We start from the raw sequence: 25,868 nt of genomic DNA on the forward strand, positions 1-25,868 counted from the left end.
GTTCCTGCCACCGGCGCACGGCCGGGCAGGCACGCAGGCCCGCAGGCCGCAGGCCGCAGGCCGCAGCCCCGCAGGCCGACGGTAGGCGCCGGCTCAGGAGATCCGGTCCTCCACCAGCGCCGCCGCGCCGGTCCACTCCGCCGCCGGCCCGATGCTCCAGGCGCCCTCGAGCGCCTCGAGCGCCCGCTCGAACCGGCTCGGGTCGTCGCCGGACAGCGTGAACAGCGGCTGACCCTCGACGACCGCGTCGCCGGGCTTCGCGTGCAGGTCGATGCCGGCGGCGTGGATGACCGGGTCGGCCGCGCGCGCACGACCGGCACCCAGTCGCCAGGCCGCGATGCCGAACGGCAGCGCCTCCTGCCGCAGCAGCACGCCCGAGGTCGGGGCGGTCACGGTCATCGTCTCGTGCGGGGTCGGGAGCGCCGCATCCGGATCCCCGCCCTGCGCGCGGATGACCCGGCGCCAGGTGTCCATGGCCCGGCCGTCGCGGAGCGCGGCCTCCACGTCGGCGTCCGGCTGCCCGGCGAGACGCAGCATCTCGCGCGCGAGGGCCAGCGTGAGCTCGATCACGTCGGCGGGGCCGCCGCCGGCGAGCACCTCGACCGACTCGCGCACCTCGTTCGCGTTGCCGATCGTGAGACCGAGCGGCACCTCCATGTTCGTCAGCAGCGCGGTGGTGCGCACACCGGCGTCATTGCCGAGGTCGACCATGGTCCGGGCCAGCTCCCGCGAGAGCGCGATGTCCTGCATGAACGCGCCCGAGCCGAACTTGACGTCGAGCACCAGCGAGTCGGTGCCCTCGGCGATCTTCTTCGACATGATCGACGACGCGATCAGCGGGATCGCCTCGACGGTGCCGGTGATGTCGCGGAGCGCGTAGAGCTTCTTGTCGGCCGGCGCGAGCCCCGAACCCGCGGCGCAGATCACGCCGCCGACCGATTCGAGCTGCGCGAACATCTCCTCGTTGCTGAGGTTCGCGCGCCAGCCCGGGATCGACTCGAGCTTGTCGAGCGTGCCGCCGGTGTGGCCGAGACCGCGGCCGGAGAGCTGGGGCACGGCGACGCCGAACGAGGCCACGAGCGGCATCAGCGGCAGCGTGATCTTGTCGCCCACCCCACCGGTGGAGTGCTTGTCGACCGTGGGCTTCGACAGCGACGAGAAGTCCATCCGCTCGCCCGACGCGATCATCGCCAGGGTCAGGTCGCGCACCTCGTCCCGCGACATCCCGTTCAGCGTCACGGCCATCGCGAAGGCCGCCATCTGCTCGTCGCCGACGTAGCCGCGGGTGTACGCGTCGATCAGCCAGTCGATCTCGGCGGTCGTCAGCGCCCCCCGGTCGCGCTTGGTGCGGATGAGGTCGACGACATCGAACTTCTCGGCCATGCTCTGGTGGTTCCTTACTGTGGTGGGGTCGTCCGCCTACTCGGCGAGCGACTCCTCGCGGTACTCGACGAGCGTGCGCGGCCCGAACGCATCCGGGATCACCTCGTCGATCGTCTTGATGCCGGAGACGGTCTCGAGCAGCATCCCCTCGGCCGAGTGCTCGAACAGCAGCTGGCGGCAGCGACCGCAGGGCATCAGCGCGCCGCCGTGGCCGTCGACGCAGGTGAAGGCGACAAGCTTGCCGCCCCCGGTCATCATCAGCGTCGACACCAGGGTGCACTCGGCGCAGAGCGTGAGGCCGTAGGAGGCGTTCTCGACGTTGCAGCCGGAGATCACCCGCCCGTCGTCGACGATCGCCGCCACCCCCACGGGGAACTTGGAGTACGGCACATAGGCCTTCTCCATCGCCTCGAGCGCGACGGCGCGCAGCGAATCCCAGTCGATCTCAGCCATGGAACAGACTCCTTCTCACCCGACGCCGACGGCGTCTACGACCCGATGTACGGCCGGCCGGAGGCGGCGGGCCCGCGGACGCGGCCGACCAGCCCGGCCACCGCGAAGATGGTCACGACGTAGGGCAGCATCAGCATGAACTCCGACGGCACCGGCGACCCGATCACGCCCAGCACGTTCTGCAGGTTCGACGCGAAGCCGAACAGCAGGGCGGCGAGGGTCGCGCGGATCGGGTCCCACCGACCGAAGATGACGGCCGCCAGGGCGATGTAGCCCATGCCCGCGGTCATCTCCTTGTTGAAGGCGCCCACCGAGCCCAGGGTGAAGTACGCCCCACCCAGTCCGGCGATCGCGCCGGCGAGCGACACGGTCCAGAACCGGGTGCGGTTGACTTTGATGCCCACGGTGTCCGCCGCCTGGGGATGCTCGCCCACGGCACGCACGCGCAGACCCCATCGGGTCTTGAACAGCCCGTAGAAGACCACCGCGACGGCGATGTACATCAGGTACACGATCACGGTCTGGCGGAACAGGGTCGGACCGATCACCGGGATCTCGGACAGCAGCGGGATGTCCCAGCGGTCGAAGCGCGGCGGCGAGTTGAGCACCGAGGCGTTGTTGGTGAGCACCTGCGAGTAGAGGAAGGACGTCAGCCCCGTCACCAGCACGTTCAGCACGACACCGACGATGACCTGATCGACCAGGTACTTGATCGAGAAGGCGGCGAGCACGAAGGAGACCAGCACACCGGCGACGATCGCGCCGACGAGCCCCACGAAGGGGTTGCCGGTGACCGAGGCGACGACCGCGGAGACGAAGGCCCCGCCGAGCAGCTGCGCCTCGATCGCCACGTTGACGACGCCGACTCGTTCGGAGATCACGCCGCCCAGGGCACCGAAGATCAGCGGCACGCTGAGCGAGACGGTGCCGATGAGGAGGCCGGGCACCGGCAGCGTCTGCCCGGCCGAGGCCCAGGCGAGGAACGCGATCAGGAACAGCACCGCGAACACGGCCATCAGCCAGATGCGCACCTTGCGCGCGCCGCGGACCAGCCACGCCGAGTACAGCGCCAGCAGCACCAGCACGATCGAGATGACCAGCCCGGTGCCGCGCGTCGGCAGCACGACCGCCGGCAGCTGGATCAGGTCGGAGTCGGTCGAGAGACGGAAGGTCGAGTCGCCGTCGCGGCCGAACACGACGAACAGGATGATCGCGACGAGCGCGAACACCCCGAACGCGATCGGCGCCTTCCAGCTCTTGACGATCACGCGGGCGAGCCCCGTGTCCGAATCCGGGTGGTTGTGCTCTGTGGGCGGCAGGCCCGCGGTGGAGGCCAGGTTGCTGGCCGAGGGCAGGTTTCCGACGTTCTCGCTCATTTCGCGGCCACCGTCTCACGGGTCACAGCCGGTCGGGGCGCCTTGGGCGCCTTCGGCTTCTTCGGGTTGGCCGGATCCGGCAGTCGGAACACCGCCCGCACCAGCGGCGGGGCGGCGATGAAGAGAACGATCAGCGACTGCACCACGAGCACGATGTCGATCGGGATGCCCTGCGAGGCCTGCATGGCGAACCCGCCGGCCTTGAACGCGCCGAACAGGATGCCGGCGACGAAGATGCCCCACGGCTTCGAGCGGCCGAGCAGCGCCACGGTGATGGCGTCGAAGCCGATGCCCGCGTCGATGCCCGAGCTGAAGCCGGTGGTCACGGTGCCGAGCACCTGGAAGACGCCGGCCAGACCGACGAGACCGCCGGAGATGAGCATCGCGTAGACGTACATGTTCTTGACGTCGATGCCCGCGACCCGTGCGGCGTTCGGGTTGAGGCCGACGGCGCGGAACTTGAAGCCGAGCGCCGAGCGGTTGAGCAGCCACCAGACGAACACGGTGGCCGCGATCACGAGGATGAACCCGAGGTGCAGGTTGAACTGCGGGCCCAGGATGTCCGGCAGCACCGCGGTCGGGTCGATCGGCGGCGACTTCGGGTTGTTCGATCCGGGAGCCTGCAGCACCGGCGTGCGCAGAAGGTAGGAGACCAGGTAGAAGGCGACGTAGTTGAGCATGATCGTGACGATCACCTCGTGGGCGCCGGTGCGGGCCTTGAGCAGCCCCGCGATGCCGGCCCAGATCCCGCCGCCGACGACGCCGGCGATGATCGCCACGACGAGGTGGAGGCCCCAGGGCAGGTGGAGGGTGAAGCCCACCCAGCCGGCGCAGGCCGCGGCGATCAGCATCTGGCCGCGGCCACCGATATTGAACATGCCGACCCGGAACGCCAGGCCCACGCCCAGGCCGGCCGCGATCAGCGGGGTGGCAAAGGTGAGCGTCTCGGTGATCGGCTTGATCACGTCGACGAAGTCCTTGCGGTTCGGGTTGACCACCGAGCCCTGGAACAGCGCGACGTAGGCGCCGGAGACGGCCTTCCAGATCTCGGCGAAGGTGTCGCCGGGGCGGGCGAAGAAGTAGCCGGCCGCCTTCTGCACGTTCTCGTCGGTCACCGCGATCAGGATGCCGCCGGCCACCATGGCCAGCACGACCGCGAGGATCGAGATCATCACCGACCCGCCGATGATCTCGTTGAATGCCACGCGCCAGCGCGACGGCGGCTCGACGGCGGGCTGCCCGGGGTCGGCGCCTCCGGCGGGAGCGGGGGCCGGGACCGTGGCCGGCGCCGGGATGGCCGACCCGGCGGGAGCTTGCGGGTCGGGCGTGTTCTCGGTGTCGCTCACGCGGCCGATCCTTCCAGTTCGATTCCGGCCGGGATCTCCCCGGCCATCATGAGGCCCAGCACGTCGCGTGAGGTGTCGCCGGGCACGATGCCGACGATCCCCCCGCGGTACATCACGGCGATCCGGTCGGCCAGCGCGACGACCTCGTCGAGCTCGGTCGAGACCACGATCACCGGGATGCCCTCGTCGCGGGTCGCGACGATCCGCTTGTGCACGAATTCGATCGAGCCGACGTCGATGCCGCGGGTGGGCTGCGCCGCCACGAAGAGCCGCAGCTCGCGGGAGAGTTCGCGGGCGAGCACCACCTTCTGCTGGTTTCCGCCGGAGAGGCGGCCGACCTCGGTCGTGATGCCCTGCGAGCGCACGTCGAACTCGCGCGACTTCTCCTCGGCGAAGGTCGAGAGGTAGGAGAGCTGCAGCGACCCGCCCTTGACGAAGGGGCGACCCTCCGAACGGTCGAGCATGAGGTTCTCCGAGATGGTGAACTCGCCGACCAGGCCGTCCTCCTTGCGGTCCTCCGGCACGAAGCCGACCCCCGCATCCAGCACCTTGCGCGGGCTGAGCCCGGCCAGGGGGCGACCGTCGAGCGAGACGGTGCCGGTGACGCGGTCCTGCAGCCCCATCAGTGCCTCGGTGAGCTCGGTCTGGCCGTTGCCCTGCACGCCGGCGATGGCGAGGATCTCGCCCGCCTTGACGTCGAAGGAGACGTTGTTGACGACGATCTGGCCGCGGGCGTCGATCACGGAGAGGTTCTCGACCTTCAGGGCCGAGGCGCCGAGCGTCGCCGGCTCCTTCTGCACGGTGAGCTCGACGGCGCGCCCGACCATGAGGGAGGCGAGCTCGGCGTTGGTCGCCGTGGGCGAGGCCTCGCCGACCACCTTGCCCAGCCGGATGACGGTGATGCGGTCGGCGACCTCACGCACCTCGCGCAGCTTGTGCGTGATGAACACGATCGAGGTGCCGCGCTCCTTCAGCAGCCGCATGATCTCCATCAGCTCGTCGGTCTCCTGGGGCGTGAGCACCGCGGTCGGCTCGTCGAAGACGAGCACCTTCGCGTCGCGCGAGAGGGCCTTGATGATCTCGACCCGCTGCTGCACGCCGACGGGCAGGTCGTCGACCAGCGCATCCGGATCGACGTCGAAGCCGAAGCGGTCGCTGATCTCGCGCACCTGCTTGCGGGCGGCGGCGAGGTCGAGACGCCCGGCGAAGCCGGTCTTCTCATGGCCGAGCATCACGTTCTCGGCGACGGTGAAGACGGGGATCAGCATGAAGTGCTGGTGCACCATGCCGATACCGGCGTTCATGGCGTCGCCCGGGCCTGCGAAGTGCTGGACGACGTCGTCGAGCACGATCTCGCCCTCGTCGGCCTGGTAGAGGCCGTAGAGCACGTTCATCAGGGTGGACTTGCCGGCACCGTTCTCGCCGAGGAGACAGTGGATCTCTCCCGGCTCGACGGTGAGGTCGATGTGGTCGTTCGCGGTGAGGGCACCGAAGCGCTTCGTGATGCCCCGCAGTTCGAGCTTCATAGAGGTAATCTACCTACTCCACGATCCGGGCCCGCACCGGGCCGGTCCGACGAATTGTCTGTGCAGTGAGCCTGCGTTAAGTGAAAGAGGTCGGGGGCACCAGCAGCGCTGGTCCCCCCGACCGGTTCGCGTTCTCAGAACGCGCGGGTGTTACGGGGTCGAGGGCGACTCGACCTTGATGCTGCCGTCCTTGATTCCCGAGGTGATCTTGTCGAGCTCACCCTGCAGGTCGGGCGAGACCTTGCTCTCGAAGTCGTGGAACGGGGCGATGCCCACGCCGTCGTTCTCGAGCGTGCCCACGAACGGGGTGGCGTCGAACTTGCCGTCTGCGGCGGTGTCGGTCACGTCGACCACACCGGCCTTGACGCCCTTCAGCACCGAGGTGAGGAAGAGGTCCTTGAGGTCGGGAGCGGTCTCGTAGTTGTCGGAGTCGACACCCACGAGGGCGATGTTCTTGCCCGAGTCGCGAACGGCCTCACCGGCGGAGAGGAAGATCGGCCCGCCCACGGGGAGGATGACGTCGGCGCCCTGGTCGATCAGGGTCTGCGCGGCCGACTTGGCCTCGACGCCGGCGGCGAAGCCACCGGTGAACGAACCGGTCTGAGCAGCGACGTCCCAGCCGATGGCCTTGACGCTCTTGCCCTTCTCCTGGTTGTAGTAGTTGACGCCGTCGACGAAGCCGTCCATGAAGATGGTGACCGACGGGATCTGCATGCCGCCGAAGGTGCCGACGGTGCCGGAGGTGCTGTAGCTGGCGGCGGCGTAGCCGGCCAGGAACGCGGCCTGGGCGGTGTCGAAGACGATCGGCTTGACGTTCGGCAGGTCGATCGACGAGTCGTCGATGATCGAGAAGCTGGTCTCGGGGTTGGCCTCGGCCGCGGCCTTGGTCGCGTCGGCGAGGAGGAAGCCGACCGAGATGATCAGGTTGCAGTCCTGCGAGATCAGGTTGTCGATGTTCGGCGCGAAGTCGGTGTCGGCCGAGGACTCGACGGTGACGGCCTTGACACCGAGGGCGTCGGCGGCCTCGTTGATGCCCTCGTAGCCGGCCTGGTTGAACGACTTGTCGTCGAATCCGCCCGAGTCCGAGACCATGCAGGGGATGAAGTCGCCGCCGGCCGCAGCAGCGGTGCCGGTGGACGCGGTGTCCGACGGAGCGGACGCGCATCCGGCGAGAAGGGCGACGACGCCCAGGGTGGCGAAGCCGGCCACGCTGGCGCGGCGCAGGTTGATGCTCAAGATGTCCTCCAAGATGCTGCCCTGCCTCAGGAGCGCAGGGGCTGTGTGAGTGAACACGTTACCGAAAGTTACGCCGCGCGACAGAGGATGCGCGGCATCGGGTCGGAAGCGTTACAAAGCCGCGACCACCCCGTAATCTGCGCGAAATGTCCAGCACGCGGGCCTGGAACGGCGAGGTCAGGGAGTGCTCGGCGACTGCACTGTGATCGAGCCCGCGGTGATCTGCGAGGACAGGTCGGCGATCTCGCCGCTGAGCTCCGCGGAGACCTTCGACTCCTGGTCGTGGAAGGGCGCGAGCGCCACTCCCCCGTTGCCGAGCGTGCCCACGAAGGGCTCGGGCGAGAAGTCGCCGCCGAGGTCGGCTCCGACGATCTCGACGACCGCGTCGCCGGTGTTCTTCATCACGCTGGTCAGGAGCAGCGGCTTGTACTCGGCCGGCAGGGTGTCGTACCCGTCGTTGTCGACCCAGATGATCGAGACGCCCGAGTTCTCGAGCGCTGCCGCGGCCGCGCCTTCGCCGACCTGGCCCGCGACCGGCAGGATGATGTCCACGCCCTGGTCGATGAAGCTCTGCGTGACCGTCTTGCCCTTGTTGATGTCCTCGAAGTCGCCGGTGAACACGCCGTCCTGGGCCTGCTTGTCCCAGCCGAGGGCCTGCACCTGGGTGCCGTGCACCTCGTTGTACTTCGCGACGCCGTCGACGAAGCCGTCCATGAACAGCGTCACCGGGGGCTGGTTGCCGCCGCCGAAGGTCGCGACCTTGCCGGTCTTGGTCACCCCGGCCGCCAGGTACCCGGCCAGGTAGGAGGCCTGGGCGGTGTCGAAGAGGATCGGCTTGACGTTCGGGGCCTCGACGGTCTCGTCGACGATCGCGAAGTGCGTCTCCGGGTTGCTGCCCGCCTCGGCGAGCGTGGCGTCGGCGAGCTCGTAGCCCACCGTGAGCACGAAGCCGCATCCGCTGTCGACCGCCTGGGAGACGTTCGGCGCCAGGTCGGTCTCGTTGGTGGAGACGAGCACCTGCGCGTCGATGCCGAACTCCGACTGGGCCTTCTCCAGACCCTCCCAGCTCGACTGGTTGAACGACCGGTCGTCGAGACCCCCGGAGTTCGTGACCATGCGGGCGCAGTAATCGCCCGCGGCCGAGGTGGCGGAGTCGGTGCCGGTGGAGGTCGAGGGCGCCTCGGCGCAGCCGGCGACCAGGAGGGCCAGGGCGCCGAGCACGGCGCCGGTGCGCAGCAGGCGGAAGGTCGTGGAGGTCGTCATGGCCTACAGCACATCCCCGGAGCCGCCGGCGCGCAAGGCGTCGACGACCGACTTGACCCGCTGGGCGTGCTCGCTGGTGGTCACCAGCAGCGCATCCGGGGTGTCGACCACGACGATGTCATGCACGCCGATCAGGCTGATCACGCGCTTGGACTGCGACACGACGATGCCCGAGGACGAGTCGGCGAGCACGCGCGCGTTCTTGCCCAGGATGGCGAGCTCGGAGCCCCGGCCGGCGCTGTGCAGCTTCGCGATCGAGGCGAAGTCGCCCACGTCGTCCCAGTCGAAGTCACCCGGGATGACGGCGAGCGCCCCGGCGGCCGCGGCCGGCTCGGCGACCGAGTAGTCGATCGCGATCTTCTTCAGCGTCGGCCACACCTTGTCGACGACCTCGCCGCGCTGCGGGGTGTCCCAGGCGTCGGCGAGCTCGTTGATCCCGGCCAGCAGCTCGGGCTCGGAGGCGCCGAGCTGCTCGAGCAGCTTGTCGGCCCGCGTGATGAACATGCCCGCGTTCCAGAGGTAGTTGCCCGCCGAGACGTAGCGCTTGGCGGTGGCCAGGTCGGGCTTCTCGACGAAGTTGGTGACCTTGAGCGCCGACGGGGCGCCGTCGACGGCCAGCGGCTCGGCGCAGCGGATGTAGCCGAAGCCGACCGCCGCATCCGTCGGCGTGATGCCGATCGTGGCGATGTACCCGGAGTCGGCGACGAGGACGGCCTGGGCCACGGCGGCGCGGAAGCGGTCGGGGTTCGCGATGACGTGGTCGGCCGCGAAGGAGCCGATGATCACGCCCGGCTGACGGCGTTCGAGGATGGCGGCGGCCAGCGCGATCGCGGCCGTCGAGTCGCGCGGCTCGCTCTCGAGCACCACGTTGTGGTCGTCGAGGTTCGGCAGCTGCTCCTCGACCGCGGCGCGGTGCGCCCGCCCGGTGACGACCATGATCCGCTGCTCGCCCGAGATGGGCGCGAGACGCTCCCAGGTGTCGCGGAGCAGGCTCTGGCCGGAGCCGCTGAGGTCGTGCAGGAACTTCGGCGCGTCGGCCCGCGAGAGCGGCCAGAGCCGCGACCCGATTCCCCCGGCGGGGATGACGCTGTAGAACCGCTCGAGCGCGGAGGGGGTGGAATTCATAGGGCACAGCCTAGCGAGCGCGTGCGACGCCGACATGAGACGCTCACCGTCGCGCCACCTCGCCGACACCGTCGGTCCACCTCCCCTGCCTACCGTCGGAGACGTGGCCGGATGAGGCCGCACGGCGACTGCGGAGGCACGTCATGCGCGTAGCGATCATCAGCGAGAGTTTCCTACCCACCGTCAACGGAGTCACCAACAGCGTCTGCAAGGTGCTCGACCACCTGGCCGACCACGGGCACGAGGCGATCGTGATCGCCCCGGCCGCCGGGTCGCCGACGCACTACCGCGGTTTCCGCGTGCACCAGGTGCCGGCGGTGGCCTACCGCCAGTTCCCCGTCGGCATCCCGAACGCCCAGGTCGCCCGCCTGATCGCGCGGTTCCAGCCGGACGTGCTGCACGCGGCCTCCCCCTTCATGCTGGGTGCCCAGGGCATCGCCGCGGCGAACCGGCTCGGCATCCCGTCGGTGGCGGTCTTCCAGACCGACGTCGCCGGGTACGCCCGCCGCAACCGGCTGGGCTCCGCGTCGCGGCTGGCCTGGCGCTTCGTCAAGTGGATCCACGACGGCGCCGACCTCACGCTCGCCCCCTCCCAGGCCTCGCGGCTCGACCTCGAGCGGGCCGGGGTCGACCGCATCCGGCTCTGGGGTCGCGGGGTCGACCTGGCCCGGTACCACCCCAACCACCGGGCGCGGCCGACCGCCCAGGCGCTGCGCACCCTGTTGTCCCGCGGCGGCGCCGACACGGTCGTCGGCTACGTCGGTCGGCTCGCCCCCGAGAAGGGGCTCGAGCGCCTGCGCGCCCTGCACGGGATGCCCGGCATCCATCTCGCCGTCGTCGGCGAGGGCCCGAGCGACGACCACCTGCGCGGGCTCCTGCGCGGGATGCCGGCGACCTTCCTCGGCCGCCTCTCCGGCGACGACCTCGCCGACGCCTACGCGAGCTTCGACGTGTTCGCCCACACCGGCACCGAGGAGACCTTCGGGCAGACCCTGCAGGAGGCGCACGCCGCGGGCCTGCCGGTGGTCGCCCCCGCGGTCGGCGGCCCGCTCGACCTGATCGAGCACGGCGTCGACGGCTACCTGTTCGACCCCGACGACGCCGACGACTTCCGGATGCGCGTGGGCGGTCTGGTGGGCGACCCCGCGCTACGGCTCCGGATGGGCGAGGCGGGCCGGCGCGCGGTGCTCGGCAAGTCGTGGGAGACCCTTTGCGACGAGCTCCTCGGCCACTACGGATCGGTGACCGCTCCCGCCCTCCCCGTGCGAAAGCGCACTCCGGCCGGCTCACACTCCTGAATACATTCGGGTATTCAGAAGCCGTTCCGCCGCATGATCCTGCGGATCGCCTCGAAAGGGGGCCGTGTATACAACTAAGGCCCGCCTAATCCCCGATCTCGGCGAACAGAGCATAGACTGGGGAAGATCGTCGACCGGATCCGCACCCTCTCAGAGTGCGAGCGGCACGATTCGAACTGAAGCCAAGGAGGGTTGTTCATGCCTGAGAATTCGGCAGGGACGATGACGCCGAGGCGGCCCGCTGGCACCCTCTATCGCGGCCGTGAAGGCATGTGGTCGTGGGTTCTGCACCGCATCACCGGCGTCGCGATTTTCTTCTTCCTACTCGTCCACGTCCTCGACAGCTCGATGGTGGCCGTCGCTCCGGGCGCGTACAACGCGGTGATCGACACCTACAAGAACCCCATCATGGGGCTCGGCGAGACCGCGTTGGTCGCCGCCATCGTGTTCCACGCGTTCAACGGGATCCGGATCATCCTGATCGACCTGTGGTCGAAGGGTGCGAAGTACCAGCGGGTGATGTTCTACGTCGTGATCGGCCTCTGGGTCGTGGCGATGCTCGGCTTCGCGCCGCGTCACCTGATCAACGTGTTCAGCGAGATGGGGCACTGATGGCGACGACGATCGACTCCCCCCGCGCCCCCTACTCGGTCCCGCGCAAGCGCGGCGTGAACTGGGAGAAGTGGGGCTGGATCTACATGCGCGCCTCGGGCGTGCTGCTGATCATCCTCATCTTCGGCCACCTGATCGTGAACCTGCTGCTGGGTGACGGCATCAAGAGCATCGACTTCGCGTTCGTCGCCGGCAAGTGGGCGAGCCCGTTCTGGCAGGTCTGGGACCTCTTGATGCTCTGGCTCGCCTTCATCCACGGCGGCAACGGGATGCGCACGATCGTGAACGACTACGCGACGCGCCCCCTCACCCGCAAGATCCTGCTCGGCGCCATCCTGTTCTCGGTCGTGGCCGAGATCGTGCTCGGCACCGTCGTGATCTTCGCGTTCGATCCGTGCCCCGCGGGCTCGCCGGCCGATCTGCTGCCGTCGTTCTGCCCGGTCAACCAGTAGTCCCTACCAAGATCAGGCCAAGTATCAGCGTGAATGAATCCGTGACCCAGTTCGAAGACGGTGCCGTGATCGACGGCGTGCACTACCACCAGTTCGACATCGTGATCGTCGGCGCCGGCGGCGCCGGCATGCGTGCCGCCATCGAGGCCGGCCCCAAGGCGAAGACGGCCGTCATCTCCAAGCTCTACCCGACCCGCTCCCACACCGGTGCGGCGCAGGGCGGCATGGCCGCCGCCCTCGCGAACGTCGAGGAGGACAACTGGGAGTGGCACACCTTCGACACGGTCAAGGGCGGTGACTACCTGGTCGACCAGGATGCCGCCGAGATCCTCGCGAAGGAGGCCATCGACGCGGTCATCGACCTCGAGAACATGGGTCTGCCCTTCAACCGCACCCCCGAGGGCAAGATCGACCAGCGGCGCTTCGGCGGCCACACCCGCGACCACGGCAAGGCGCCCGTGCGCCGGGCCTGCTACGCGGCCGACCGCACCGGGCACATGATCCTGCAGACGCTGTTCCAGAACTGCGTGAAGCTCGGCATCAACTTCTTCAACGAGTACTACGTGCTCGACCTGGTGATGACCGAGGTCGACGGGGTCAAGAAGCCCTCCGGCGTCGTCGCGTTCGAGCTGTCCACCGGCGAGATCCACGTCTTCCAGGCCAAGGCCGTCATCTTCGCGACCGGCGGCTTCGGCAAGATCTACAAGACGACCTCGAACGCGCACACCCTCACCGGTGACGGCGTCGGGATCATCTGGCGCAAGGGCCTGCCGCTGGAGGACATGGAGTTCTTCCAGTTCCACCCCACCGGGCTCGCCGGCCTCGGCATCCTCCTCACCGAGGGAGCGCGCGGCGAGGGTGCGATCCTCCGCAACGCCTCGGGCGAGCGGTTCATGGAGCGCTACGCCCCCACGATCAAAGACCTGGCCCCGCGTGACATCGTCGCGCGCTGCATGGTGCAGGAGGTGGCCGAGGGCCGCGGCGCCGGCCCGCACAAGGACTACGTGCTGCTGGACTGCACGCACCTGGGCGCCGAGGTGCTCGAGACCAAGCTCCCCGACATCACCGAGTTCGCCCGCACCTACCTCGGTGTCGACCCCGTCGTCGAGCCGGTGCCCGTGATGCCGACCGCGCACTACGCGATGGGCGGCATCCCGACCAACATCAAGGCCGAGGTGCTCTCGGACAACGACACCGTCGTCCCCGGCCTCTACGCCGCCGGCGAGTGCGCCTGCGTGTCGGTGCACGGCTCGAACCGCCTCGGCACCAACTCGCTGCTCGACATCAACGTGTTCGGCAAGCGCTCGGGCAACAACGCGGCCGAGTACGTGCAGACCGTCGACTTCACGCCGCTGCCCCCCGAGCCGGCCAAGGCCATCGTCGACCTCGTCGCCTCCCTGCGGGCCGGCACCGGTACCGAGCGCATCGCGGCCATCCGCAAGGAGCTGCAGGACGAGATGGACAAGAACGCCCAGGTGTTCCGCACCGACGAGTCGCTCGCCTCGGTCACGAAGACGATCCACGGCCTGCGCGAGCGGTACCGCAACATCCAGGTTCAAGACAAGGGCAAGCGGTTCAACACCGACCTGCTCGAGGCGATCGAGCTGGGCTTCCTGCTCGACCTGGCCGAGGTCGTCGTCTACTCGGCGCGCAACCGCCAGGAGAGCCGCGGCGGGCACATGCGCGACGACTACCCCAAGCGCGACGACGAGACCTACATGAAGCACACGATGGCGTACCTCTCGGGTGACCCCCACTCGAGCGACGCCGCCGACCACATCCGGCTCGATTGGAAGCCCGTCGTCGTGACGCGCTACCAGCCGATGGAGAGGAAGTACTGATGTCGATGGTTATCGACGAGGCCCCCGCGGGCGGCCCGGCACCCGAGGCGCCCGTCGAGGCGTTCACCGTCACCCTGATCATCCGTCGTTTCGACCCCGACACGGACACCGAGCCGCGCTGGCAGGACTTCGACGTGCAGATGTTCGCGACCGACCGCATCCTCGACGCCCTGCACAAGATCAAGTGGGAGCAGGACGGCTCGCTGACCTTCCGTCGCTCGTGCGCCCACGGCATCTGCGGGTCGGACGCGATGCGGATCAACGGCCGCAACCGCCTGGCCTGCAAGACGCTGATCAAGGATCTCGACATCTCGAAGCCGATCTACGTCGAGGCGATCAAGGGTCTGCCGCTGGAGAAGGACCTGATCGTGGACATGGACCCGTTCTTCGAGTCCTTCCGCGAGGTGCAGCCCTTCCTGCAGTCGAACTCGGCCCCGCCGAAGGACAAGGAGCGCATCCAGTCGGTCGCCGACCGCGCCCGCTTCGACGACACGACCAAGTGCATCCTCTGCGCCGCGTGCACCTCCTCGTGCCCGGTGTTCTGGACCGACGGGCAGTACTTCGGCCCCGCCGCAATCGTGAACGCGCACCGCTTCATCTTCGACTCGCGCGACGACGCGGCGCAGACCCGCCTCGACATCCTGAACGACAAGGAGGGCGTGTGGCGCTGCCGCACGACCTTCAACTGCACGGATGCCTGCCCCCGCGGCATCCAGGTCACGCAGGCCATCGCCGAGGTGAAGCAGGCGATCATGCGCGGCAAGCCGTAGGCACCGCCCCTCTGGGCCCGCGCCCTCGGCGCTGACGACGGAGCCTCAGTCCCCTCCCGGACTGAGGCTCCGTCGTTTCCGTCCCTGCCCCGGCCACCGGGTGCGGCGGGGACGGGCGGGGGGCGGCGGTCCGTTCTAGGCTCGGGACATGAGCGATCAGGGGCGCAGCGGCACCGCCGTGAAGGACGACAAGGCCACGACCGCGAGCACGGCGGCCGGGAGGCCGACGATCGAGGTCGAGAAGAAGACCGAGGTCGAGAAGCCGAAGACGGGCATCCAGAAGCTGATCGCCTGGGTGATGGCGCTGAAGCCCGTGCGGGTGTTCCTCCGGTTCGGCGCCAGCGGCGGCGAGATCATGGCCTCCGGGATGTCGTTCCAGGCCGTGTTCGCCATCTTCGCGGGCATCTGGGTCGGGTTCTCGATCTTCGGCATCGTGCTGGCCGGCAACCCGCAGCTGATGAGCGCCGTGGTCGATCAGCTCAGCAACGCCATCCCCGGCCTGATCGGCGACGACGGTGCGATCAAGCCGGACGCCCTCGCCGAGGCCCGCGTCTTCGGCTGGACCGGCGCCATCGCCCTGGTCGGCCTGGTGCTGACCGCGGTCGGCTGGCTGGCCTCGACGCGCGACTCGGTGCGCCGCCTGTTCAAGCTCGACCCGCCGAAGACGAACCCCGTCCTGCTGAAGCTCAAGGACTTCGGTCTGGCACTGGCCTTCGGCGTCGCGATCGTGCTGTCGTCGGCGGCCAGCCTGATCAGCAACCAGGGCCTCTCGCTCGCCTTCGACCTGCTCGGGATCGACACGAAGTCCCCCTTCGCCGACGTCGTCGGCTGGCTGGTCGGCGTGGTGGTCGTGTTCGTCTTCGACACGCTCGTGCTCGCCGCCGCCTTCCGGGTGCTCTCGGGCGTCAAGATCCCGCGGCGACGCCTGCTTGCGGGTGCTGCGATCGGCGGCGCCGCGCTCGGAGTGCTGAAGATCCTCGGCAGCCAGTTGCTCGGAGGAGCGACGAGCAACCCGCTGCTGGCCTCGTTCGCGGTGATCATCGGGATCATGATCTTCCTCAACCTGGTCTGCCGCGTCATCCTCATCTCGGCCACCTGGATCGCCGTGGGCATGGACGACGCCGGCCTCGACGCCCGGGCCCTCACGCCCGAGCAGCAGGAGATCGAGCGCGAGAAGCGGGTGGCGGATGCGCGCGACACCCTGGTGTCGGCCGAACGCGAGCGGCTCACCAGCGAGCTGGCCACCACGAGCGGTCTCGTGCACCGGCGGATCCGCAAGAAGCTGGAGCGGCTCGAGCGCCTCGACGAGGCCCGCGCGGTGGAGCTGGCCAAGAAGCACTGACCCGCGGCGGGGCAGGGAGTCGGAGACCGGTGGTCACCGGCGCAGGGGCCCGGTGTCGGAGGCCCCCGCTACTGTTGGATCATGCCCAGCAAGCCCCTCAGAGTCGCCTCCGTCAACGTCAACGGCATCCGTGCCGCCTTCCGCAACGGGATGGCCGACTGGCTCGACGGGCGGGACGTCGACATCCTCGCCCTGCAGGAGGTGCGGGCGCAGACGGAGGACATCGAGGCCCTGGTCGGCGACGCGTGGAACATCCTGCACGACCCGGCCACGGCGAAGGGCCGCGCGGGGGTCGCGTTGCTCAGCCGCGACAAGGCGAAGATCCACCGCGTCACCCTCGGCCCCGACGACTTCGACAGCGCCGGCCGCTGGCTCGAGGCCGACTACGAGTGGGGCGACCGGCTGGTCACGGTCGTCTCGACCTACGTGCACTCCGGGGAGGACGGCACGCCCAAGCAGGTCGAGAAGTACAAGTTCCTCGATGCGATGGAGGAGCACCTCCCGAAGCTCCACGCCCACAACCCGCTCTCGCTCGTCGTGGGCGACCTGAACGTCGGCCACCGGCGGCTCGACATCCGCAACTGGCGGGGCAACCAGAAGAAGGCGGGGTTCCTGCCCACCGAGCGCGCGTACTTCGACCGCTTCATCGGGGCGGAGGACGACCCGGAGTACAACGCGGGCGCAGGCCTGGGCTGGATCGACCTGCACCGACGGTTCGAGGGCGAGGTCGAAGGCCCGTACACCTGGTGGTCGCAGCGCGGCCGCGCCTTCGACACCGACACCGGCTGGCGGATCGACTACCAGCTCGCGACCGCGGAGCTCGCCGCGACCGCCACCTCGTACACGATCGACCGTGCCGCCTCGCACGAGGCCCGCTGGAGCGACCACGCCCCCGTGGTCGTCGACTACGCGCTGTAGCCACCGCACAGGCCGTGGCCCCGCCCCAGGCACCGCTCCCGACTTCGTCGGGCCCGCAGACGACGACTACGCTCGGAGATGCCATGACTGAACCGAAACCGCGCCTGCTCTCGGGCATGCAGCCCTCCGCCGACTCCCTCCACCTGGGCAACTACATCGGCGCCCTCCTCAGCTGGAAGGCGCTGCAGGAGACCCACGACGCCTTCTTCTTCCTGGCCGACCTGCACGCGATCACCGTGCCGCAGGAGCCCGAGCAGCTGCGCGCGAACACCCGGCGCACCACGGCGCAGTACATCGCGGCCGGCATCGATCCGTCCCGCTCCACCCTCTTCGTGCAGTCGCAGGTGCCCGCCCACGCCGAACTCGCCTGGGTGCTCAACACCCTCACCGGCTTCGGCGAGGCGGCCCGGATGACCCAGTTCAAGGACAAGGCGGCCAAGCAGGGCCAGGAGGCCGCCTCGGTGGGCCTGTTCACCTACCCGATCCTGCAGGCCGGCGACATCCTGCTCTACCAGGCGGTCGACGTGCCGGTCGGCGAAGACCAGCGGCAGCACATCGAGCTCACGCGCGACCTCGCGGGGCGGTTCAACGCCCGCTTCGGCGACACCTTCACGGTGCCCAAGCCCTACATCCTCAAAGACACCGCGAAGATCTTCGATCTGCAGAACCCGTCGTCGAAGATGTCGAAGTCGGCCGAGTCGCAGGCCGGGCTGATCTGGCTGATGGACGAGCCGAAGGTCACAGCCAAGAAGATCATGCGCGCGGTCACCGACACCGACGGCGAGGTGCGCTTCGACCGCGAGGCGAAGCCGGGGCTGGCGAACCTGCTGACGATCTTCGCGATCCTCGACAACCGCTCGATCGACTCCGTGGTCGAGGAGTTCGCGGGCGGAGGCTACGGCGCCCTCAAGAAGGCCCTCGCCGAGGTCGTCGTCGGCACCCTCGAGCCGATCCGCGAGCGCACCCTCGAGCTGCTCGACGACCCAGGCGAGCTCGACCGCATCCTCGGTGTCAACGCCGACCGCGCGAACGCGGTGGCCCAGCAGACGCTCGACACGGTCTACGACCGCGTGGGCTTCCTCCGCCGGGTGCGCTGACCCGGGCGCATCAGCGCACCTCGTCGATCGCTCCCACGATCTCCTCGCGCACGCGCCGCAGGTCTTCCATCAGCGACCCGATCAGGATCCAGTGGGTCGGGTCGGGCACGATCGCCTTGAGCGGCGCAGTCAGTGCGGGCTCGTCGGCGACGGCCTCGGCAGCCGCAGCCGCAGCGGTCGCCCCGCCCCCGTCGGCCAGCACCAGCCGGAGGTCGTGCGCCGCGCGCCGCAGCTGATCCGCGATGCCCATCGCCGTCGGCTCACGGTGCAGGGTGTCGTCGTAGTGGTCGTTCAGCGCCCGGGCCATGCCGAGGACCCGCTGCACGACGATCACGAGCATCGCCTGCCGGTCGAGGTCGGCCGTCAGCAGGTCGCGGTGCCCGGTGCGCCGGGGGTTGAACCGCAGGCTCTCCTCGGCCGCATCCAGGAGGCCCTGCGACTTCGCCTGCATCGGGCGCAGCAGCCGGGCCTCGACGAGCATCCCGGTGCGGAACGACTCGTCGGTGGGCTCGCTCAGCACCGTCGCCAGCGCCTCCATCGTGCGCGCGACCTCGCGGCCGAGTGCGTTGACCGCGTCGTGCGCCGGCTGCAGCGCCACCGGCGGCACGATCAGCCAGTTGACGACCACCCCGATGATCGCGCCGATGACGGTCTCGATGATCCGCTCGACCGCGTAACCCGGGGTCTGGGCCCCGATCGAGAGCACGAGCATCGCGCTGATCGGGATCTGCACGGTCGAGGACTGCGGGAACCGCAGCGCCCAGCCCACCAGCAGCGACACCACGATCGCGGCGAGCACCAGCCAGCTCGGAGCCCCGAAGACCAGGGCGGCGAGGTAGGCCACGACCACCCCGACGATCACCCCGATCGACCGCTCGATGGCCCGGCTGAACGACTGGTTCACGCTCGGCTGCACGACGATGATGGCCGCGATCGCGCCGAAGACCGGCACCTGCCCCGGAGCGATGAACGAGCAGACGATCCAGGCGATCACCGACGCCGCGGCGGTCTTCAGCACCTGCAGCAGCGGCGTGCGCTGCTGGGCCTGGAAGGCCCGGGCCGGCGCGAGCGTCGCCCTGGCGGCATCCCTCAGCCGCGACCGGGCGCTCTCGTTCGACCTCACCCTCTCCACAGTAGGCTGAATCCGCCCGCTGGACCGGCCCGACGAACCCGGCCCGGCCGACCGCATCGAGGAGGATGACGTGCTCAAAGGGATCGATCCGCTGCTGAACGGCGAGGTGCTCCGCATCCTCGACCTGATGGGCCACGGCGACGAGCTGGTGCTGGCCGACCGCAACTTTCCCTCACACGCCGGGGGCCGGCCGGTGCTCTGGATGGGCGAGTCCGGCGTCGTCCGGACCATCGAGGCCCTGCTCAGCGTCTTCCCCCTCGACACCTTCGTCGACCAGCCGCTCGCCCGGATGCAGATCGGCGACGACCCGGAGGCCGAGAACGACACCCAGCGCGCGGTGCTCGACGTGGCGACGGCGACGAACCCGCATGTAGCCGACTTCGAGGTCGTGCCCCGATTCGACCTCTACGCCCGGGCAGCCCGCGCCTTCGCTGTGGTGCAGACGCTGGAGACCGCGCCCTACTGCGTCTTCGTCTTGACCAAGGGCGTCGTCTGAACCCGGTGCGGCCCGAACACCCACACCCGGTAGAGCACGAACCGGAACGCGGCGCCCAGGATCAGCCCGATCACGTTGCCGGAGATGTTGTCGGCCAGCAGCGACTTGTAGCCGAGCACGTAGTGCGAGACCCAGAGGCAGGCGAGCCCGATCCCCATCCCGGCGATGCTGACGGCGAAGAACTCGATGCTCTCGCGCAGCACGTCGTGCCGGCGGCGGTCGCGGAAGGTCCAGAACCGGTTGCCGAGCCAGTTGACCAGGATGGCGAGCGCCGTCGAGATCAGCTTCGCGATCACCGGCCCGCCGTGCATGTTCTCCGGGTCCATCACCGTGGTGCGGAGGAGGTTGAACACCCCGAAATCGACCACGAATCCGATGCCCCCGATCAGGCCGAACCGGATGAACTCCGTGGCGAGGACGCGGATGCGCGACCTCGGTGCGGGAGCACTGCTCATAGAAGGACTACCGTTTCCGACCGATGCGTTGAGCTGGGGACTTTCGAATCTTGCGAGGCAATGCTGAGCGTTGGTGGGGAGCCAGACCAGAAAGCAACGATACGATTTCCCCCGGCGCTCACTCTCGCGGCCATTGAATGATAGAGGAAACTGTGGCGAAAACCGTCGTCGTGATACCGACCTACAACGAGATCGGCTCGATCTCGAGCGTGATCGAACGCATCCTGAACACGGACGCCGCGGCGAACGTTCTCATCGTCGACGACAACTCGCCCGACGGCACCGGCGACCTGGTCGACCGGATGGCGGCCGACGACGAGCGGATCAATGTCATCCACCGCACCGAGAAGAACGGGCTCGGTGCCGCCTACGGCGCCGGCTTCCGCTGGGCGCTCGAGCACGGCTACGACTTCATCGTCGAGATGGACGCCGACGGCTCGCACCAGCCCGAAGAACTGCCCCGCCTGCAGGCCCTGCTGGCCGACGGCTGCGACATGGCCATCGGCGCGCGCTGGATCCCGGGCGGCGTGATCGTGAACTGGCCCTGGTACCGCAAGGCGATCTCGCGCACCGGCACCTTCTACTCCCGGCTGATGCTCCGCTCGAAGCTGCACGACCTCACCAGCGGCTACCGCGGCTTCCGCGCCGAGTCGCTGCGGGCGCTCGACATGAACGTGGTCGACTCCCAGGGCTACGGCTTCCAGGTCGAGATGGCCTGGCTGTTCGAGCGCTCGGGCGCCAAGATCGGCGAGTTCCCGATCACCTTCGTCGAGCGCGCCGAGGGCGTGTCGAAGATGTCGACCGGCATCGTGATCGAGGCCCTCCTCAAGGTCACCGGGTGGGGCCTGTCGAGCCTGGTGGGCAAGGCGCCCGAGCGGCTCGCGCTGCCCGCCCGCCGCTGACGCATTCCGCAAGGAATATCGAGGCGCTCACCTCGTTGAGGTATAACTGAGAGATCAGTAACGTGCTCCGGGGTCAGTGAGAATCTGAACCGGCGGTGACAGTCCGCGAACTGACGAGGCCCTGCGTGCAGGGCGTCCGAGGTTGATCCGGTGGAATTCCGGAACCGACGGTGATGGTCCGGTCGAAAGACCGGGTCGAGTCCGGATGGGAGGATGCACGGGTGGTGTCGCGCGAGCGATCCCATCGGCACTTCCCTGCGCACCCCGGAGACCGTCGAAGGACGAGGACCGGATGAACGCAGTGCTGAACGAGACCGACGCCATGCGTCGCGCGCTCGAGCTCGCCCTCCGCGGCCCCCGATCCGGCGTCAATCCGCAGGTCGGCTGCCTCCTCCTCTCCCCCGACGGCGAGCTGCTCGCCGAGGGCTGGCACCACGGCGCCGGCACTCCCCACGCGGAGATCGAGGCCCTCGCCGCACTGACGGCCGCCGGCGGCACCGCCCGGGGCGCCACGGCCGTCGTCACCCTCGAACCCTGCAACCACCTCGGCCGCACCGGGCCGTGCAGCGTGGCCCTGATCGAAGCGGGCGTTGCCCGCGTGGTCTACGCCGTCGCCGACCCCGGGGCACGTTCCGCCGGCGGCGGCGAACGGATGCGCGGGGCCGGCATCGACGTCGAGCAGGGTCTCGAGGCCGACGCGGTCGAGGAGGCCATCCGCCCCTGGCTCACCGCGGTGCGACGGGGCCGCCCCTACGTGACCGTCAAGTGGGCCTCGAGCCTCGACGGCCGGGCCGCGGCCTCCGACGGCTCGAGCCGCTGGATCACCGGGCCCGAGGCGCGCGCCGACGTGCACCTCCGCCGCTCCGAGGCCGATGTCGTCGCCGTCGGCACCGGCACGGTGCTCGCCGACGACCCCTCGCTCACCGCGCGCGACGGCGACGCCCTGTTCCCGCACCAGCCCGCCCCGGTCGTGATCGGCGAGCGCACCGTGCCGGCCGGGGCGCGCCTCCACGCGCATCCGGTGCCCCTGCGTCACCTCGCCACCCACGACCTGGCCTCCGCGCTCGACGAGCTGTACCGCGACGAGGTGCGCTCGGTCTTCGTCGAGGGCGGCCCGACCCTCGCCAGCGCGTTCCTCGCCGCCGGTCTCGCCGACGAGGTGCTGGTCTACGTCGCACCGACCCTGATCGGTGGGCCCCGGCTCGCGATCACCGATCTCGGGGTCGACCGGATCCAGGATCAGCGGCGTCTCGACATCCATCGCCTCGACCGGCTCGGGGAGGATCTCCGGATCATCGCCCGGCCGCGCGACGAGGCCGTCCCAGGCCGGGCGGCATCCGTCGCCCCCTCGAAGGAGTAGAACCGATGTTCACCGGAATCATCGAAGAGCAGGGCGAGGTCATCGCCCTCACCGAGACCGCGGATGCGGCCGTGATCACCGTGCGCGCCCCGCTCGCGGTCAGCGACGCGCGGCACGGCGACTCGATCGCCGTCTCCGGCGTCTGCCTCACCGTGGTCGGGCGGACCGACGACACCTTCACCGCCGACGTGATGCGGCAGACCCTCGTCATGAGCACGATCGGCGGGCTCGCCGTCGGCGACCGCGTCAATCTCGAGCGCGCCGCCCGGGTGGGCGACCGGCTCGGCGGCCACATCGTGCAGGGGCACGTGGACGGCACGGGCACGGTGCTCTCCGTCACCCCGGGCGAGGCCTGGAGCGTGCTGCGCTTCTCCCTCGATCCCGAGCTCGCGCCCCTGGTGGTCGACAAGGGGTCCATCTCGGTCTCCGGCGTCTCCCTCACGGTCTCCGACGTCGGCGACGACTGGTTCGAGGTCTCGCTGATCCCCGAAACGCTGACCGCGACCACGCTCGGCACCCTGGCCCCCGGCGACCGGGTGAACCTCGAGACCGACATCCTCGCCCGCCACGTCGAACGGCTGCTCAGCCTGAGGAGCGGATCATGACCACCTTCTCCCCCATCCCCGAGGTGCTCGAGGCGCTCCGCTCCGGGCGGCCCGTGCTCGTCTCGGACGCCGCCGACCGCGAGAACGAGGGCGACGCGATCATGGCCGCCTCGCTCGCGAGCACCGAGTGGATCGCCTGGATGGTGCGCAACACCTCCGGCTACCTCTGCGCGCCCATGCCCGCCGAGCTCGCCGACCGCCTGGCCCTGCCGCCGATGGTCGTGCACAGCGAGGACACCCGGCGCACCGCCTACACGATCACGGTCGACGCCGCCTCGGGCGTGACCACCGGCATCGACGCGCACGACCGCGCGCGCACACTCACCGTGCTGGCAGACCCCGACTCGACGCCGGCCTCCCTCATCCGCCCCGGCCACGTCATCCCGCTGCGGGCCGTCGACGGCGGGGTCCGTCGCCGGGCCGGTCACACCGAAGCCGCCGTCGAGCTCATGCAGGCGGCGGGGCTGCCCCCGGTCGGCGTGATCGGCGAGATGATCGCCGACGACGGCTCCGCGATGCGGATGGACGACCTCCAGCGCGTCGCCGCTCGCGACGGTCTCCCGATCACGACCATCCCGCTCCTGATCGAGTGGCTCGACGAGCAGGACGCGGCCGCCGGCCTCGCGGTCGAGGCGACCGTGGCCGACGCCCCGCCCCTGGATGCGGCCCAGCTCGCGGCCGCCCAGACCGCCTCGGTGCCCGGCGGCACGAATCCTCGGGTGCAGTTCGAGGTCGAGACCACGGTGCCGACCACGCACGGGCCGCTGCGGATGCGCGCCTACCGCGACCTGGAGACCGGTGCCGACCACGTCGCGATCCTCTCCGGCGACCTGCACGCGGCGGGCCCCGACGGCACCGCGGTCGCGCCCCTGGTGCGTGTGCACTCGGAGTGCCTGACCGGCGAGGCCTTCGGGTCGCTCAAGTGCGAGTGCGGGCCGCAGCTGGACACCGCGCTCGACCTGATCGCCGAGCACGGCGGCGTCGTCGTCTACCTGCGCGGCCACGAGGGGCGCGGGATCGGCCTGATCAACAAGCTGCGCGCCTACCGGCTGCAGGAGGACGGCCTCGACACCCTCGACGCCAACGTCGCGCTGGGCCTCCCGGCCGACGCGCGCGACTACGGAGCGGCCGTCGCGATCCTGAACGACCTCGACGTGCCGGCCATCCGCCTGCTCACCAACAACCCCGAGAAGGTGCGTCAGCTCGAGGAGCACGGCATCGACGTCGCCGAGCGCGTGCCGCTCGTGGTCGGCGTCACCGAGTTCAACGAGCAGTACCTCGACACCAAGCGCGACCGGATGGGGCACGTGCTGCCCACGGGCCACTGACGGGCCACCGGCCGGCCGCCGCGTCGCATCCACCCCGCACCCCACCCCGAACCACCCACCACGGAAGGACGGACACGCCATGAGCGGAGCCGGAGCCCCCGCCCTGGACGTCGACCTCGACGGCACGGGCCTGAACATCACCATCGTCGCCGGAACCTGGCACACCGAGATCACCGACGGGCTGATTGCGGGCGCACAGGCCGCGCTCGACGAGACCGGCGCCACCAGCACGCTCGTGCGCGTCTCAGGCAGCTTCGAGCTGCCCGTCGTGTCGAAGGCCGCCTTGGAGTCCGGGGCCGACGCGGTGGTCGCGCTGGGCGTCATCATCCGCGGCGGCACCCCGCACTTCGAGTACGTGTCGGATGCGGCCACCTCTGGCCTCACGCAGGTCAGCATCCTCACCGGCAAGCCGGTCGGCTTCGGCGTGCTCACGCTCGAGGACGAGCAGCAGGGGCTCGACCGCGCCGGCCTTCCGGGGTCGAAGGAGGACAAGGGCCGCGAGGCGGCTCAGGCCGCCGTCGCCACCGCCGTCACGCTGCGGGCGATCCGGCAGGGCTGAGCCGGCCGCCGGCACCGCCGGTCGGGCTGAGCGCCGCCGGTCAGGGCGAGCCGGCCGCTCGACGCCACCGCCGGCACCGCCGGTCAGGGCTGAGCGCCGACCCAGCCCACCGACTGCGCGGCCGCGGTCGAGGCAGCCTGCATCGCGTCGGCGTCGCTCAGCCCGGCGGCGAGGCCCGCGGCGAGGGTGCCGCAGTAGCAGTCGCCCGCACCGGTCGTGTCGATCACCTCGGCCACCGCACCGGCGGGCACGACGTGCTCGCCCCAGCGCGAGCCCGCCCCGCCGAGCGTGACGAGCACCGATCGGGGCGAGAGACCGTCGGCCGCGAGCTGCTCGTTCTCGTGCTCGTTGACCACGACGGGGTCGGCCAGGTCGAGCACGTCTCCGGGGAGCGGAGCGAAGGGCGCGAGGTTCAGCACCACGCGGGCGCCGCGGGCCGCCGCGATCCGGGTGGCCTCGGCGATCACGTCGGTGTCGACCTCGAGCGAGCCGAGCAGCACGTCGCCCGGCTGCAGCGAGTTGAGCGACGCCAGGTCGGCGACGGTCACCCGCCCGTTCGCGCCCGGCGAGACGATGATCGTGTTCTCGCCCCGCGCATCCACCGCGATGGCGGCGTGCCCGGTCGCGACGCCGGTCGTGCGCGCGATGTGCGTGGTGTCGACCCCGTAGGCCTGCAGGCGGCGCAGGTACGCGTCGCCGTCCGGATCGTCGCCGACCCGCCCGACGAAGCCGACGCGGGCTCCCGCCCGGGCCGCGGCGACCGCCTGGTTGGCGCCCTTGCCGCCGAAGTGCTTCACCAGATCCCCGCCCATCAGGGTCTCCCCCGGCGACGGATGGCGTTCGACCGCCACCACGGAATCGATGTTCAACGAACCGACCACGACAACGGTACCCACGTGCACTCCTTCGAAAACGTCCCTCAGCATCCTACGGTGCGCGTAAACTAGGCGTTCGCGAGCGACCCTCGCCCTTACGCTGACACCGGTGCCCGCG

Annotated in this window: 25 protein-coding genes and 1 riboswitch; of the genes, 14 read left to right on the forward strand and 11 right to left on the reverse strand. The window is 69.9% G+C overall.

The features are described from left to right. Window positions 1-93 precede the first annotated feature (93 nt). The 8 genes from AC59HU_RS11160 to AC59HU_RS11195 all read right to left on the reverse strand — a co-directional run bounded on the left by AC59HU_RS11160 (window position 94) and on the right by AC59HU_RS11195 (window position 9,708). A complete protein-coding gene (locus AC59HU_RS11160; protein WP_497223456.1) occupies window positions 94-1,383 on the reverse strand; it encodes a thymidine phosphorylase in 1,290 nt (429 codons plus the stop codon). Window positions 1,384-1,419: 36 nt separating this feature from the next. Then, complete coding sequence (locus AC59HU_RS11165; RefSeq protein WP_497223457.1) at window positions 1,420-1,836, reverse strand: cytidine deaminase; 417 nt, start codon at window positions 1,834-1,836, stop codon at window positions 1,420-1,422. Window positions 1,837-1,871: 35 nt separating this feature from the next. Beyond that, window positions 1,872-3,212: an ABC transporter permease gene (locus tag AC59HU_RS11170; protein WP_497223458.1), complete on the reverse strand. Its 1,341-nt coding sequence runs from the start codon at window positions 3,210-3,212 to the stop codon at window positions 1,872-1,874. Next, the gene (locus tag AC59HU_RS11175; RefSeq protein WP_497223459.1) at window positions 3,209-4,558 is read right to left on the reverse strand and encodes an ABC transporter permease; all 1,350 of its coding nucleotides are present in this window, start codon (window positions 4,556-4,558) and stop codon (window positions 3,209-3,211) included. The genes AC59HU_RS11170 and AC59HU_RS11175 overlap by 4 nt, the downstream gene beginning before the upstream one ends. After that, window positions 4,555-6,084 carry an ABC transporter ATP-binding protein gene (locus AC59HU_RS11180; protein WP_497223460.1) on the reverse strand — a complete coding sequence of 510 codons (1,530 nt, stop codon included), beginning with the start codon at window positions 6,082-6,084 and terminating at the stop codon, window positions 4,555-4,557. The genes AC59HU_RS11175 and AC59HU_RS11180 overlap by 4 nt, the downstream gene beginning before the upstream one ends. A gap of 150 nt (window positions 6,085-6,234) precedes the next feature. Then, window positions 6,235-7,320: a BMP family lipoprotein gene (locus AC59HU_RS11185; RefSeq protein ID WP_497223461.1), complete on the reverse strand. Its 1,086-nt coding sequence runs from the start codon at window positions 7,318-7,320 to the stop codon at window positions 6,235-6,237. A gap of 177 nt (window positions 7,321-7,497) precedes the next feature. After that, the gene (locus AC59HU_RS11190) at window positions 7,498-8,583 is read right to left on the reverse strand and encodes a BMP family lipoprotein (protein WP_497223462.1); all 1,086 of its coding nucleotides are present in this window, start codon (window positions 8,581-8,583) and stop codon (window positions 7,498-7,500) included. Between the two features lie 3 nt (window positions 8,584-8,586). Further along, window positions 8,587-9,708 carry a mannose-1-phosphate guanylyltransferase gene (locus AC59HU_RS11195; protein WP_497223463.1) on the reverse strand — a complete coding sequence of 374 codons (1,122 nt, stop codon included), beginning with the start codon at window positions 9,706-9,708 and terminating at the stop codon, window positions 8,587-8,589. 143 nt (window positions 9,709-9,851) lie between these two features. Between AC59HU_RS11195 and AC59HU_RS11200 the strand changes: the two genes are divergently transcribed. The 8 genes from AC59HU_RS11200 to trpS all read left to right on the forward strand — a co-directional run bounded on the left by AC59HU_RS11200 (window position 9,852) and on the right by trpS (window position 18,038). Then, window positions 9,852-11,006: a glycosyltransferase family 4 protein gene (locus tag AC59HU_RS11200; protein WP_497223464.1), complete on the forward strand. Its 1,155-nt coding sequence runs from the start codon at window positions 9,852-9,854 to the stop codon at window positions 11,004-11,006. Window positions 11,007-11,204: 198 nt separating this feature from the next. Further along, a complete protein-coding gene (gene sdhC, locus AC59HU_RS11205) occupies window positions 11,205-11,618 on the forward strand; it encodes a succinate dehydrogenase, cytochrome b556 subunit (RefSeq protein WP_084361606.1) in 414 nt (137 codons plus the stop codon). Beyond that, on the forward strand, window positions 11,618-12,070 hold the full coding sequence (locus AC59HU_RS11210; protein ID WP_497223465.1) for a succinate dehydrogenase hydrophobic membrane anchor subunit: 453 nt from the start codon (window positions 11,618-11,620) through the stop codon (window positions 12,068-12,070). The genes sdhC and AC59HU_RS11210 overlap by 1 nt, the downstream gene beginning before the upstream one ends. A gap of 41 nt (window positions 12,071-12,111) precedes the next feature. After that, window positions 12,112-13,911, forward strand: a complete 1,800-nt coding sequence (gene sdhA / locus AC59HU_RS11215) for a succinate dehydrogenase flavoprotein subunit (RefSeq protein WP_497223466.1) — start codon at window positions 12,112-12,114, stop codon at window positions 13,909-13,911. A 5-nt stretch (window positions 13,912-13,916) separates the two neighbouring features. Further along, the gene (locus tag AC59HU_RS11220) at window positions 13,917-14,681 is read left to right on the forward strand and encodes a succinate dehydrogenase iron-sulfur subunit (protein ID WP_497223506.1); all 765 of its coding nucleotides are present in this window, start codon (window positions 13,917-13,919) and stop codon (window positions 14,679-14,681) included. A gap of 148 nt (window positions 14,682-14,829) precedes the next feature. Continuing rightward, a complete protein-coding gene (locus tag AC59HU_RS11225; protein ID WP_497223467.1) occupies window positions 14,830-16,023 on the forward strand; it encodes a YhjD/YihY/BrkB family envelope integrity protein in 1,194 nt (397 codons plus the stop codon). 81 nt (window positions 16,024-16,104) lie between these two features. Then, window positions 16,105-16,941, forward strand: a complete 837-nt coding sequence (locus AC59HU_RS11230; RefSeq protein WP_497223468.1) for an exodeoxyribonuclease III — start codon at window positions 16,105-16,107, stop codon at window positions 16,939-16,941. Window positions 16,942-17,024: 83 nt separating this feature from the next. Next, window positions 17,025-18,038: a tryptophan--tRNA ligase gene (gene trpS / locus AC59HU_RS11235; protein ID WP_497223469.1), complete on the forward strand. Its 1,014-nt coding sequence runs from the start codon at window positions 17,025-17,027 to the stop codon at window positions 18,036-18,038. 10 nt (window positions 18,039-18,048) lie between these two features. Here trpS and AC59HU_RS11240 read toward each other — a convergent pair whose 3' ends face one another. Next, window positions 18,049-19,161, reverse strand: coding sequence for an FUSC family protein (locus AC59HU_RS11240; protein ID WP_497223470.1), 1,113 nt, complete (start codon window positions 19,159-19,161; stop codon window positions 18,049-18,051). Between the two features lie 79 nt (window positions 19,162-19,240). On the opposite strand from AC59HU_RS11240, the gene AC59HU_RS11245 reads away from it, so the two are divergent. Beyond that, the gene (locus AC59HU_RS11245; RefSeq protein ID WP_497223471.1) at window positions 19,241-19,666 is read left to right on the forward strand and encodes an RbsD/FucU family protein; all 426 of its coding nucleotides are present in this window, start codon (window positions 19,241-19,243) and stop codon (window positions 19,664-19,666) included. Here the strand turns inward: AC59HU_RS11245 and AC59HU_RS11250 are convergent. Then, the gene (locus AC59HU_RS11250) at window positions 19,630-20,121 is read right to left on the reverse strand and encodes a GtrA family protein (protein ID WP_497223472.1); all 492 of its coding nucleotides are present in this window, start codon (window positions 20,119-20,121) and stop codon (window positions 19,630-19,632) included. The genes AC59HU_RS11245 and AC59HU_RS11250 overlap by 37 nt on opposite strands. Before the next feature lie 152 nt (window positions 20,122-20,273). Here AC59HU_RS11250 and AC59HU_RS11255 point away from each other — a divergent pair, with 152 nt between their 5' ends. From AC59HU_RS11255 to ribH, 5 genes are all read left to right on the forward strand, one after another. Beyond that, window positions 20,274-21,023, forward strand: a complete 750-nt coding sequence (locus tag AC59HU_RS11255; protein ID WP_497223473.1) for a polyprenol monophosphomannose synthase — start codon at window positions 20,274-20,276, stop codon at window positions 21,021-21,023. A gap of 58 nt (window positions 21,024-21,081) precedes the next feature. Next, window positions 21,082-21,221, forward strand: a riboswitch (FMN riboswitch). A gap of 94 nt (window positions 21,222-21,315) precedes the next feature. Further along, window positions 21,316-22,383 carry a bifunctional diaminohydroxyphosphoribosylaminopyrimidine deaminase/5-amino-6-(5-phosphoribosylamino)uracil reductase RibD gene (gene ribD / locus AC59HU_RS11260; protein WP_497223474.1) on the forward strand — a complete coding sequence of 356 codons (1,068 nt, stop codon included), beginning with the start codon at window positions 21,316-21,318 and terminating at the stop codon, window positions 22,381-22,383. 5 nt (window positions 22,384-22,388) lie between these two features. Further along, window positions 22,389-22,988 carry a riboflavin synthase gene (locus tag AC59HU_RS11265; RefSeq protein ID WP_497223475.1) on the forward strand — a complete coding sequence of 200 codons (600 nt, stop codon included), beginning with the start codon at window positions 22,389-22,391 and terminating at the stop codon, window positions 22,986-22,988. After that, on the forward strand, window positions 22,985-24,316 hold the full coding sequence (gene ribA, locus AC59HU_RS11270; protein WP_497223476.1) for a GTP cyclohydrolase II: 1,332 nt from the start codon (window positions 22,985-22,987) through the stop codon (window positions 24,314-24,316). The genes AC59HU_RS11265 and ribA overlap by 4 nt, the downstream gene beginning before the upstream one ends. A 79-nt stretch (window positions 24,317-24,395) precedes the next feature. Continuing rightward, window positions 24,396-24,875 (forward strand): 6,7-dimethyl-8-ribityllumazine synthase, encoded by a 480-nt coding sequence (gene ribH, locus AC59HU_RS11275; protein WP_497223477.1) that lies wholly within the window; start codon window positions 24,396-24,398, stop codon window positions 24,873-24,875. 83 nt (window positions 24,876-24,958) lie between these two features. Here the strand turns inward: ribH and AC59HU_RS11280 are convergent, their stop codons facing one another. Continuing rightward, window positions 24,959-25,771: a ribokinase gene (locus AC59HU_RS11280; RefSeq protein WP_497223478.1), complete on the reverse strand. Its 813-nt coding sequence runs from the start codon at window positions 25,769-25,771 to the stop codon at window positions 24,959-24,961. Between the last annotated feature and the right edge of the window lie 97 nt (window positions 25,772-25,868).

This window comes from Herbiconiux sp. 320_LB (assembly GCF_059691755.1).